The organism is Robiginitomaculum antarcticum DSM 21748, from assembly GCF_000365025.1.
Taxonomy (GTDB): domain Bacteria; phylum Pseudomonadota; class Alphaproteobacteria; order Caulobacterales; family Maricaulaceae; genus Robiginitomaculum; species Robiginitomaculum antarcticum.
Map to the genome: position 1 here is coordinate 951,904 of NZ_KB823011.1, position 12,053 is coordinate 963,956.

The following is a 12,053-nucleotide window of genomic DNA, read 5'->3' on the forward strand; positions in this document are numbered from 1 at the left end:
CGCAAATGGTCATAAATCTTCTGTCAGAATATACATCATCTCTTGCGCAAATATTGCAGCGGAAGTGTCAATGGCGCCGCGATCCGTTTCATCACCGACTTCATAAGTAATTGCCGGAATATTGTAGCGCGTATGCATATAATTTTTCGATGTAGGCAGATCAGAATTATGACGTTGTGCCCGCTCAAACGGATAGGATTGTGTGTCAATTTTCTGGGCGCTTCGCGCCATCCAGTCTTGCGTAAATCCGGCTGCAAAGCCGGCATCTTCATCCGTCTGTGTGTAAAAAACATTGCGCCGCGTCGAGTGAAAATCCAAAAACAGGCGCGGGCCGTTACCGCCGATCCCGTCAAGCCATGTTTTAATACTGCGCGTTTCGGGTTGTTCAAAAGGCCCCCAATCACGGTTTAAATCTGTTCCGTCAACATTATGCCGCCAATGGCCGCGCGACTCCGTCAGGATTTATGAGCGGTATAATCACAACATTATAAACACTGCGAAAGGCGGGCGCCTTTGGCGTGTCAGCCATTACGGTTTCAGCGAAGCTTTGCAGGTCCTATGCGCCTGTTACTTCGTCACGTTAATGGCCGTTTTCAGACAATTCGCTAAGGTATTGCGATGCAAACCTCAATTTACACCCGTCATCGCTTCGATCCCGATGTAATCAAAGGTGCCGTTTGGATGTATTTTCGTTTCCATCTAAGCTTTCGTGATGTCGAAGAGCTCATGATAGAACGCGGCGTCAATGTTTCCTATGAAACATTCCGGAGATGGGTTGAGAAATTCGGGTCGACCTTTGCAAAGCGAATAAGTTGTAGATCTGAAAGTCCCTCTCCTGTTTGGCATTTGGATGAAGTCTACACGAAGGTTAACGGTCGAATGGTTTACCTCTGGCGTGCCGTTGATGACGAAGGAACGGTACTTGATGTCGTTGTTCAGCAACGCCGCAATACTAAGGCAGCCACGCGATTACTGCGTAAACTCCTTAGAAACCAGGGCATCAAGCCCACTCGTATCGTGACAGATCGACTTGGGTCGTACGGAGCCGCTCTCAAGTGTTTAGGCCTACAACACCTTCAAGATGTCGGCGGAAGAAAAAACAATAGAGCTGAATGCTCTCACGTTCCCATACGAAGACGAGAGCGAAAAGTACAAAAATTCAGATCTGTGGGGAACGCTCAAAACTACTTTCAGCCTATGGTCAAATCTACAATCTGTTCAATCACCGACGCATCTCAATTCAAGAAACACGCTACGAAAATTCAGAACTAAATCTCAATGCGAATGGAGCATCGTGACGGCAGCGGCTTGCGCCTAAAGCGCCAGTTAGCAAAAAATAACGGCTAGATTAGTTAACGTGACAAAGCCGTCACTACCTATACGTGGTAAAAAGCACTTAGTGCGTGGTAGGTCCGGAGGGACTCGAACCCCCAACCAGACGGGTATGAACCGTCGGCTCTAACCAATTGAGCTACAGACCCCTATTCACGCCAAGTTCACGCATTGCCGCGTAGAAAACTCATAGAGCGCCGCCCTATAGCGCGGCTTTGGCCAGAGTAAAACCCTCTTGTTAGTCCGTGTGCATCTATGGCATATCTGGCTCTCAAAATTGGAGACTAACTATGCGCAATATTTTGATCACATTAGCCGCCGCCGCCGCGATCGCGGCCTGCACCCCGACTTCGCCCACTTACGTACAGCCGCAGGAGCAGACGATGGCCGTTATCAACGTCTCGGCCAGCGCTGACGTCAAAATCGCGCCGGATCAAGCCATGGTCTCGGCCGGGGTCGTCAGCCAGTCCGCAGATGCCGGACAGGCTATGCGTGATAATGCGGCCAAAATGACCAAAGTTTTTGAAGCTTTGGATGCCGCCGGTATCCCGCGCGAGAATGTACAAACCTCACAGATCAGCCTGCAACCGCGATATAATTATGAGGAGCGTAAAGCGCCGCGCATTACGGGCTATGAAGCGCGCAATATAATTACCGTGACGACAGACGATCTGGCTAAGACCGGGGCTATGGTCGACGCCCTGGTTAAAGCCGGCATCAATAATATCGATCAGGTTCAGATGACGGTTAAAAATCCTGAAGAGGCTGAGAATACAGCCCGCACAAATGCGATTGCCAAGGCTAAAGCTAAAGCCCAATCCATGGCTGAAGCGGCCGGAGTGGAGCTGGGTAAATTGACGAATCTGAGCGAATCCAGCGGCGGTGGGCGCCCGGTCATGTACCGTCAAACGGCAGCTATGGACGTTATGGAATCTACGCCTGTCGCGCCGGGCGAGCAAACCATCAGTGTCACTGTAAATCTCAGCTACGGCATTGTCGAATAGCCTGTCCAGAATGGCACCGTATTGAGCTAATAAAAAAGCCGCCTGCAAGGGCGGCTTTTTCAATATTGATATTAAAATGATCTAGCTGACCGGAGGAATATAGACCTCGTTATTTTCGTCTAAAAGCACGACATTGGGCGCGTAATTGCGCGCCTCTCCCGCATCCATTTGGCAATATGTAATGATGATAATTTTGTCACCAACCTGTACCCGGCGCGCCGCAGCGCCGTTCAAACCAAATGTTTTGGACCCGCGCGGAGCGTCAATGGCATAAGTCGTAAACCGTTCGCCATTTGTGATGTTGAGGATATCGACCTGTTCATTAGGTAGAATTCCGGCGCGTTCGAGCAAATCCTGATCAATAGAGATTGAGCCTTCGTAGTGCAGGTCAGCCTGAGTCACCGTCGCGCGGTGTATTTTGCCCTTCATCATGGTCACAATCATCTGGATCTCCTCGTCTACGCCGCTCTTAGCGCGGGCTACGCTATATATCTAGGTAAGACATTGGCCTTTAAGAACCTCTGCTGACGCATATCACATCCGATATGCTATGCAAATTCGCATGGCTATTCCGATTGCAGGCCACGGCGGCGATGGATAAGACCCCCACATGAAAGATGTCCTTATCATAACCACCGGCGGCACGCTGGACAAAGACCACGACACCTATACCGAAGGTTTGGTCTTGTCCGGCACGGATGCCTCGCATCTCGGCGAGCTCTTGGCGCGCGGCCGGTGCTATTACCCGCGCGAAATTGCCCTGATGAGCAAGGACAGCCTGGAGATTAATGATGATGACCGGGCGTCAATTTTAGGCGCGCTGTCAAGCGCAGAAGAGACTGCCGTCGTCATCACACACGGCACCAGTACAATGGATAAAACGGCCGCATTCCTGTCAGGGAAAACGGGCGAGAAAACAGTCATTTTAACGGGGGCCATGCGCCCCTTCGCGATCGGAAAATCCGACGCCGGATTTAATGTCGGCGGCGCCGTAATCGCCGCGCAGCTTCTGCCCGCTGGTGTTTACGCGGTCATGAATGGCCGTATATTCGCCGCGAAAGATATTCACAAAAATGAAAAACAAGGACGCTTTGATGTCTAACACGTTATTTACGCCATTTTCCTGCCGCGGGCTGGACCTGCCAAACCGTATTGTCATGGCGCCGATGACGCGCAGTCATTCGCCCGCCGGCATACCCGGCACAGATGTGGCAGAGTATTATGGCCGCCGCGCCGGGGCCGATGTCGGCCTGATTGTCACCGAAGGCACAGTCGTTGACCGGCCCGGCGCAGGCAATGATCCCAAAGTGCCGTTATTTTACGGTGACGCCCTGCCCGGCTGGAGCAATGTTGTGAAATCCGTTCACGCGCAAGGCGGCAAAATCGCGCCGCAGCTTTGGCACACAGGCATGGCAAAAAAACCGGGCGCAGGTCATTTTCCTGAAGCCGACGCAGACAGCCCGTCCGGCCTGACGCATACCGGCAAACTGGTCGCGCCTGTATTATCAGAGTCCGAAGTCGCCGATATTGTTGCCAGCTTCGCCCGATCCGCCGCCCACGCCAAAGATATGGGCATGGACGCAATCGAAATTCACGGCGCGCATGGCTATCTCATCGACGAGTTTTTCTGGGCGGTTATGAACCAGCGCGACGATAAATATGGTGGCGATCTCAAAGACCGCGCCACATTCGCCGCTGAGATTATTTCCGAATGCCGCAAGGCTATTGGTGAGGATATGCCGATCATCCTTCGCTTCTCGCAATGGAAGCAGCAGGATTATGGCGCGCGTCTGGCGGAAACGCCCGAAGCTTTGGGCGAATTTCTAGGCGTTTTCGTCGATGCGGGTGTGGATATATTGCACTGTTCGCAGCGTCGCTATTGGGAGCCCGAATTTGAAGGCTCCACCCTAAACCTTGCCGGATGGGCGAAGAAGCTGACCGGACTGCCGACCATTACCGTCGGGTCAGTCGGGCTGGATGGGGATTTCTTTGACGCCTTCCAAGGCAAAGGCAGCGGGACGCGCGGTCTTGACGATCTCTATGAACGCTTAGACGCTGGTGAATTTGATCTGGTCGCGGTGGGCCGCGCCCTGCTTCAGGATCCGCAATGGGCCAGCAAAGTCAAAGACGGCAAGCTCGACGCGCTCGGCGACTATGACGCCGCCTCGCTGCAAACTCTATATTAGGGTCTGTCAATCTTCAGTCTCGTCGTAATCTGACGCACGGCAAATTCATCACGCAAAGTAACGACCCCGTCCAGATCGGCAGCGCTATGTGCGCGCAACAGAACCGCCGTTTGAGGTTTGCTGGACAGAAAGGTCACGACCCGGTCCGGCGCGGTCTCTATCGACAAAAGCCTGCCATCGACGATTACATCGTTTTGAGCTGTGATATAGACATCCAGAACAGGAACCGAATGGGTCGGGGTCTCACTTGGCGCAGGCTTAGCTAACGCCGTGCCGTGCTCGTCCAGAAATGTCGCGGTAACAATAAAAAATATCAGCAAAATAAACACGATATCCAGCATGGGCGTCATATCGACTCCGGCCTCATCTGCGTAATGGCGGCGTAATGTTTTCATCTTATCCTCCCATATTTATAGATATGCAATAACATAACAATTGAGATATTACAATATTCATAATAAAGATGCGGTCTTAGTCCCCAAAAAAGCCTTTTAAAACCGCCGGAACTTCCCCCGGCAGATCACTGGCGATCAACCCCCGTCCCAAGCGCGCGCCGCATTCGCTGTGTGTCCACACCCCCGCGCAAGCCGCCTCAAAGGCCGCCATATGCTGCGCCATCAGCCCGGCGATAAATCCCGCCAGCACGTCGCCCGTCCCGCCTTTGGCCAGAGCGGCATCGGGATGGTTATTGATAACGCAGCGGCCATCGGGATGGGCAATATATGTCACGGGGCCCTTTAAGACGATAATCGCGCCGCAATAGGCCGCCGCCCGGCGCGCCATGTCTTCACGCGAGCCTTTCATATCCGGAAACATCCTCGCAAATTCGCCGTCATGCGAGGTGAGCACAGTACAAGGCGGGAACTGCGCCTCTCCGGCGGGCGCGGGAAAAGCGCTACTGTCAATCACGCGCGGCATATCCCCGGGCAAATCATCCAGTGCGGCATGATGGGCGGGCGCAATCCCGCCCGGCCCGGCAAGCACAGCCGATACCTTATTCAAACCACCCAGAGCATCTTGCGTCACCATGATATCAGGCGGGAGGCTGGCGCGGTAAACATCGCCCCGTGACATAGCCAGCACGCTGACCAATCCTGCGCCAATACGCAGAGCGGCCTGCGCCGATAATCGAGTCGCGCCTGTTAGATCAGGCGCTGCGAATATCGCCAGATGCCCATTATCATATTTATGAGCGTCATCAGCGGCGTGCGGGAGAGCATGTTTAAAAATATCAGGGCCATTGGGCATAGCGGGCATCCTCCTCATTTGTGGTCGATAAATCTACCAATGACCTTTCGCTTTATTCCACCGATATAAAAGCTTAGCCAAAATATGATAGCAGGCACGGGTCAACGGCATGATGACGGGGTTGCCGAAAATGGCCGCCAGCCAAGCTTGACCGCTTGACCGCCGCCAGATTTCGACCGCAACAACCGCGCCGACCAAGAGCTCCCCGCCGTCCAGAGCGTGGAGCTTCATGCGGATATCCTCAAGACTCGCTCCGAATTGTGACAGGCGCTGCGGTTCTTTGTTAATGTCGCGAAATTCAATCCCGCCGCGGCGTAGCAGCTCGATCATCCGTCTGCGCTGCCAGCTTATGCCCGCATCACAGACGGGGCACAGCGTATTAGAGTAGATGATAAGCGGTGCGCCCTCGGTCATATTAGCCTATTTCGCGTCCGCCTCAACGATGCTCAAGACGCGCAGCAAATTACCGCCCCAAATTTTAGCAATGTCTTGCTCACTATAATCGCGGCGCAACAGCTCTGCCGTGACATTGGCGGTCTGCGAGGCATCTTTCCATCCGATGATCCCGCCTCCGCCATCAAAATCCGACGCAATGCCGACATGATCAATGCCGGCAATTTTAACGGCGTGGTCGATATGATCGACAAAGTCGGAGACCGTCGCCAAAGGCTCTGTTGCGATTATTCTATCGCGTTCTTGGTCGACAACCAGTTTGTCTTCTTCGCTTAGCGCCTCATAATCCGGGCGTGACGAAATTCCAAACCGCTGTCCTAATGCGTCCAATGCGGCCAACTGCTCCGGTGTTTGGACTTTAACATAGACGCCGAGCGCCACCATCTGCGCGACGCCGCCGACGTCTCTGATCTTGCGAAGCTGTTCATCATCAAGATTGCGCAGGCTGTCGGAAACGGCTTTAGCCCCGCTATGTGACGCAATAATAGGCGTGCGCGATATTTCGGCGGCCTGCATCATTGTGGCTTTGCCCGCATGGCTGACATCGACCATAATACCGTTATCATTGAGCGCTGCGACAAGGTCACGGCCCAGTGGCGACAAACCATTCCATTTCGGGCCCTCATCACGCACAGGGTCGGCGTTAGAGCTATCACCAAACTGGTTATGCCCGAAATGAGTGACCCCCATATAGCGCACGCCGCGCGCCGCCATTACCGGGACGTCAGCGACGCTATCACCCAGCGGATAAGCGTTTTCCATCCCGATCAGAACGGCATGTTTGCCGCCGCTGACAATACGGCGAACATCATCAGCTGTGCGCGCCAGCTCAAAATCAGCTCCGTGCACCTGCGTCAGCTGCTCTATGGCCGTGAGCCGTGTTTGCGCAATCGCTCCAGCCGCCGCATAGCCCTCAGGCGTCAGCTCACCTTGCGGCGTATAAACAATCCAGAACCCGCTATCGAGCCGTCCTTCGGTCAATTTTGGTAAATCAACCTGCAGCTCGGTTGGGCCGCTTGGGTCAATCTCTGTCATATAAGTGAGCGGGATATCGATATGCGTGTCCAGCGTCAGAATTTGATCGTGAATTTGCGCAGGCGTCAGCGGCGTAGGCGCTGCTGTGTCTGCGGGCGGCGTATCCGATGCGCCACAACCCGCCATTAGTAAGGCTGCAGTGGCCAGTAATGTTGTTTTGAATGTCATGTAAATTTCCCCTTTCTCAAACCATAAGCCGAAAGCACGTTTTGGCAATGTAAAAGCGGTAGCCGTCAGGGCGGAATATGTCCCGTGACTATCGGGTGAAGCGCCGCGTCACTGAAATCTGCCCTCCCCCGCAATTTACTCCAACAGCGTAAGATAAACTAAGTAGACATTCAGTAGCGCCAGCCAGCAAGCCGGTAAACTTTAAAAAAGTTCTTTAGACAGTGAATAGGCTGCAACCAGAAATCTGCCATGTGTCCAGACCAAGTCGAAAGGGGAAGGAAATTCGTCTGCAGTAACCATAAGCTACTGATCCAAGAAAGACCTTAGCTTGCGGCTGCGGCTTGGATGTTTCAGCTTGCGTAGGGCTTTAGCTTCGATCTGGCGGATGCGTTCACGGGTGACGCTGAACTGTTGCCCGACTTCTTCGAGCGTATGGTCGGTGTTCATACCGATCCCAAAGCGCATGCGCAAAACGCGTTCCTCGCGCGGGGTAAGCGACGCCAGAACGCGGGTCGTAGTCTCGCGCAGATTGGACTGAATGGCAGCATCGATGGGCAGCTGCGCATTTTCGTCCTGGATAAAATCGCCAAGCTGGCTATCTTCTTCATCGCCGATTGGCGTTTCCAGAGAGATCGGCTCTTTGGCGATTTTCATCACTTTGCGCACTTTTTCAAGCGGCATAGCGAGTTTAGAGGACAGCTCTTCGGGCGTCGGTTCGCGGCCGATTTCATGCAAAATTTGGCGTGACGTGCGGACAATTTTGTTGATCGTTTCAATCATATGCACCGGAATACGGATGGTCCGGGCCTGATCGGCAATCGACCGCGTAATGGCCTGACGGATCCACCATGTGGCATATGTCGAGAACTTATAGCCGCGGCGATATTCGAATTTATCGACTGCTTTCATCAAACCGATATTGCCTTCCTGAATTAAATCAAGGAATTGAAGGCCACGGTTTGTGTACTTTTTCGCAATCGAAATAACCAAACGCAGATTGGCTTCGACCATTTCTTTTTTCGCCTGACGCGCTTCGCGCTCGCCTTTTTGCACAGTCTGAACAATACGGCGAAATTCATCAACCGGCACGCCGGTCTCTTGCGCCTGTATACCAATCTCATTTCTGATCTTCTCTATCGAGCGGCGTTCGCGCTTAATGAAACGGTCCCACGCTTCACTGCGCCCTTCCATTTGCTCAACCCATGTCGGGTTCAACTCGCTGCCTAAATAGCACTCAAGAAAGTCCTGACGCGGAACGCCGTTACCATCGGCGAGGCGCATCAATTTACCTTCAAGGCCGATCAGGCGTTTGTTGATCGCGTAGAGCTGCTCGATCAGCGCATCAATCCGCGCATTGTTTAGATGCAGGGATTTGAGCGCATCAATGATGCGGTCTTGGATTTGGTCATATTCTTCGGCTTGCGGCTTGCGCAGTTTCTTGCCGGACAGACGCGCGCGGATAAGCATGTCTTGCAGCTTTTGGAAGCGCGCAAAATCAAGCGAAATATCATTTAAAAGCTGAAAGACGGACTCGCGCAGCTCTCCTTCCATGGACGCCATGGACAGATTGGCTTTTTCGTCTTCGTCAATCTCATCATCATCATCGAGGGTTTTCTGGCCCTCTTCATAATCTTTGTCGCGCTTAATGACTTCGGGGCGGGTCGGCAGAAGGACTTCACCTTCCTCGGCTTCGATCTCGCCTTTTTCGATTTTCTCTTTACGCACAGCGGCGGCAGAGTTGTCGATCTGTATCTTGCCAATAAATTTATTATAAGTGCTGTCCAGATCGATAATATCGCGCAGAAGGATACGCCCTTCTTCCAGCTCTTCACGCCAGACCATGATCGCTTCAAATGTCAGCGCGCTTTCGCACAAACCTTTGATCATTGTGTCGCGGCCGGCCTCAATACGTTTGGCAATGGCGATCTCGCCTTCGCGTGAGAGCAACTCGACCGTACCCATTTCGCGAAGATACATGCGAACGGGATCATCCGTGCGGTCGAGATCCGCTTTGGCATTGCCGCCCTGAATGGAGCGGTTCTCATTACGAACCAAAAGATTGTTCGGGTTTTTCGCATTGGGGTCTTCGTCGACCACGCTAATGCCCTGATCAGACAAAATCGCCAAAACGGCTTCAATCTCATCGGGCGTTACATCATCGGTGCGGATATGCTTGTTCAACTCGGCGGTTGACAGCAGGCCGGATTTTTTGGCCAGGGTGATCATCCGCTTCACTTCGGATTTTTTCATATCCAGAAGCGGAGCCTTCTCGCCGGTATCCGTCAAAGGCGGCGTATCGGGCGCAACCGCAACCGCAGTCTCTTTGACTTTGGATAGTTTGGCTTTGGACTTTGCCGCAATCTTTGTTTTAGACTTTATTGGTGTCTTTGCTTTGGACGCTGTTTTTTTAGGGGCCGCAGGTTTTTTGGCTGCGGCTTTAGGTGGCGTTTTCGCCATAAAATGCTCCGTTCATACAGATAACTGTATGCATGAGAGGCCCGAAGCGTTCCATTGGCTGGCAGCCATGGACAGCCTCAAGCCGAGGTTTGCCGTTTCGTCGCCGCTGCGGCCCGCATGAGTTTCTTCATCGCTTCACGGTCATTTGCCTGAAGCACCGCATTCATGCGGTCTCTAAACTCTGCGCGCTGCGCGTCTGCAACGTCTAATTCTTGATGAGCTGCCGCCTCTTTAAGCCATTCCGCCTCGCGAAAATCCTGGTCTGCATCCGGCCCGGTCATCGCGAGCGCGGAAGGATTTCTGCCAAACGCAGTGAATAGCTTTAAGTGAGCCGCATACCCTTGCTGCTCTATATGGGCACGAATCGCATGTTTATCAACAGCTATTGCGCTGCGCCAAAAGCTAAATATGCATTTTTGCAGCTCCGTCAGAGCCGGTGTGTCAAATTTCAGCTCAAAAAAGATCTCATCGACCCGCTCAAGCAGTGCCGGATTATGCAAAACCGCCTGCACCAGACGCTTCTCACGGGGCGCGCGGCCCATCCCGATATCATCATACCGTCCCATTCGGGCTTTCAGCGCTGAGGTCGGCGGCGGATTGCCTTTATTACGGCCCCAGCTTGATTTGCCGCGACCGGGTTTAAAGGCCGGCCGGCCATAGGCTTTATCGAAGCGCTCCAACAGCGCCGTTTTATACTGATCGCGCACGCCGTCATGGGCGATTTCGCGAAGCGCGGCGTAAATACGGTCTTTAAGCCCCGCTTTAGACTCAGGCGTGTCCAGCGGTTCTCTGTCCACTTCGCGACGCCACAGCATATCGACCAATGGCAAAGCGTCTTCGAGGGCCTTGCGCATGGCTGATGCGCCGCGTTCGCGGATGAGATCATCGGGATCCAGTCCCTCGGGCATCAGGGCAAAGCGCAAGGTCTGCCCCGGCTTGATCAGCGGCAGGGCGCGCTCAATAGATCGAAACGCCGCGCGCAGCCCGGCTTTATCACCGTCAAAACACAAAATTGGTTCCGGGCCGGCCCGCCATAACAGACTCATCTGGTCCTCGGTCAACGCTGTGCCGAGCGGCGCAACGGCGTGCTCAAATCCCGCGCGGGCCAGCGCAATGACGTCCATATAGCCTTCAGCCACGATCAGTCCGCGCGCCGGATTTTTCGGATCGGACAGCGCTTTTCGCGCTTGGGGATAGTGGTAAAGAACGCTGCCTTTATGGAAAAGCTGCGTCTCCGGTGAGTTCAGATATTTCGCTTTGGCATCGGCGGCCATAGCGCGGCCGCCAAAAGCAATAAGCCGCCCGCGACTATCCGTGATCGGAAACATGATACGGTTACGAAACCTGTCCCACGGTTGCCTATTGGACTGTCGGTCACGGTCTTCGGGCTCAATCACCAGACCGGTCTCGACAAGCGCGCCCATCGGCGCACCTTTATTAACCAGTTCATCACGCAGCGCGTCAAAGCTATCGGGGGCAAATCCGATACCAAAGCGCTTCCAATCGGCCTCGCTCAGGCCGCGGCCCTCAAGATAAACACGGGCCTGCGCGCCTAAATTGCGGCGCAGGGATTTCTCAAAAAAACGCTGGGCTTCTTCGGTCCAATTGATCAGCTTTTTACTTTGCGCGGCTTTGGCGGCAGCTTGCGGATCTTCGGCCGGCATCGATACGCCCGCCATGCCCGCAAGGCGCTCAACGGATTCAGGGAAAGACAAGCCTTCAACCTCCATCATGAAATTGATGGCATCACCATGCTTTCCGGAAGAAAAACAGTGATAAAACCCCTTCTCGTCATTGACGAAAAAGCTGGGCGATTTTTCATTGGTAAAGGGCGATAATCCGGCAAATTCACGGCCCTGCCGTTTAAGCTTTACGTGACGGCCGACAATGTCGGACACGCGGGTCCGCGCCTTGATCTCGTCCATAAAATCATCGGTAAATCGCATGTATTACATCTAAGGGCTGGGGCAGATGATTGCGAGTCCTATTCACCGCGCTCAGCGTCAGTGTGGCCCCATATAATCCGACACCGCAATGCAATGATGGAGGGTTTAGCAAATCAATATTCCGCTATCCCCAGGTCAGGCGTGGATAAATTACCGCTAACATTGCGCGAGAACGGCCCCGTTCGCAGGGGTCAGCGGAGCGGGAGATGTTTCAAAACCGTGGA

11 protein-coding genes, 1 tRNA gene and 1 pseudogene are annotated in these 12,053 nt (G+C 53.6%); 4 read left to right on the forward strand and 9 right to left on the reverse strand.

The features are described from left to right. Positions 1–9: 9 nt before the first annotated feature. On the reverse strand, positions 10–318 hold the full coding sequence (locus H142_RS16130) for a M14 family metallopeptidase (RefSeq protein ID WP_017930915.1): 309 nt from the start codon (positions 316–318) through the stop codon (positions 10–12). Positions 319–618: 300 nt separating this feature from the next. On the opposite strand from H142_RS16130, the pseudogene H142_RS15935 reads away from it, so the two are divergent. Further along, positions 619–1,318: pseudogene (locus H142_RS15935) on the forward strand (IS6 family transposase). An 86-nt stretch (positions 1,319–1,404) separates the two neighbouring features. Here H142_RS15935 and H142_RS0104550 read toward each other — a convergent pair. Next, a tRNA-Met gene (locus tag H142_RS0104550) sits at positions 1,405–1,481 on the reverse strand. Between the two features lie 141 nt (positions 1,482–1,622). Between H142_RS0104550 and H142_RS0104555 the strand changes: the two genes are divergently transcribed. Then, positions 1,623–2,336 (forward strand): SIMPL domain-containing protein, encoded by a 714-nt coding sequence (locus H142_RS0104555; RefSeq protein ID WP_017930917.1) that lies wholly within the window; start codon positions 1,623–1,625, stop codon positions 2,334–2,336. A gap of 81 nt (positions 2,337–2,417) precedes the next feature. On the opposite strand, the gene panD is transcribed toward H142_RS0104555, so the two are convergent. Beyond that, positions 2,418–2,780: an aspartate 1-decarboxylase gene (gene panD, locus H142_RS0104560; RefSeq protein WP_017930918.1), complete on the reverse strand. Its 363-nt coding sequence runs from the start codon at positions 2,778–2,780 to the stop codon at positions 2,418–2,420. A 166-nt stretch (positions 2,781–2,946) separates the two neighbouring features. Here panD and H142_RS0104565 point away from each other — a divergent pair, with 166 nt between their 5' ends. Together H142_RS0104565 and H142_RS0104570 are read left to right on the forward strand one after the other, a co-directional pair. Continuing rightward, positions 2,947–3,438 (forward strand): asparaginase domain-containing protein, encoded by a 492-nt coding sequence (locus H142_RS0104565; protein ID WP_017930919.1) that lies wholly within the window; start codon positions 2,947–2,949, stop codon positions 3,436–3,438. Further along, positions 3,431–4,522: an NADH:flavin oxidoreductase gene (locus tag H142_RS0104570; RefSeq protein WP_017930920.1), complete on the forward strand. Its 1,092-nt coding sequence runs from the start codon at positions 3,431–3,433 to the stop codon at positions 4,520–4,522. The genes H142_RS0104565 and H142_RS0104570 overlap by 8 nt, the downstream gene beginning before the upstream one ends. Here H142_RS0104570 and H142_RS16135 read toward each other — a convergent pair. The 6 genes from H142_RS16135 to dnaG form a co-directional block, all read right to left on the reverse strand. After that, entirely contained in the window at positions 4,519–4,917 is a 399-nt protein-coding gene (locus H142_RS16135) for an ExbD/TolR family protein (protein WP_017930921.1), read from the reverse strand. The two genes, H142_RS0104570 and H142_RS16135, sit on opposite strands and share 4 nt — an antisense overlap. Positions 4,918–4,993: 76 nt before the next feature. Then, complete coding sequence (locus H142_RS14325; protein ID WP_169331804.1) at positions 4,994–5,770, reverse strand: NAD(P)H-hydrate dehydratase; 777 nt, start codon at positions 5,768–5,770, stop codon at positions 4,994–4,996. A 33-nt stretch (positions 5,771–5,803) separates the two neighbouring features. Continuing rightward, positions 5,804–6,184 (reverse strand): thiol-disulfide oxidoreductase DCC family protein, encoded by a 381-nt coding sequence (locus tag H142_RS16780; RefSeq protein ID WP_017930923.1) that lies wholly within the window; start codon positions 6,182–6,184, stop codon positions 5,804–5,806. Positions 6,185–6,190: 6 nt separating this feature from the next. Continuing rightward, positions 6,191–7,426 carry a dipeptidase gene (locus tag H142_RS0104590; protein WP_017930924.1) on the reverse strand — a complete coding sequence of 412 codons (1,236 nt, stop codon included), beginning with the start codon at positions 7,424–7,426 and terminating at the stop codon, positions 6,191–6,193. 303 nt (positions 7,427–7,729) lie between these two features. After that, on the reverse strand, positions 7,730–9,883 hold the full coding sequence (gene rpoD / locus H142_RS0104595) for an RNA polymerase sigma factor RpoD (protein ID WP_017930925.1): 2,154 nt from the start codon (positions 9,881–9,883) through the stop codon (positions 7,730–7,732). A gap of 77 nt (positions 9,884–9,960) precedes the next feature. Continuing rightward, entirely contained in the window at positions 9,961–11,829 is a 1,869-nt protein-coding gene (gene dnaG / locus H142_RS0104600; RefSeq protein WP_017930926.1) for a DNA primase, read from the reverse strand. Positions 11,830–12,053: the final 224 nt, after the last annotated feature.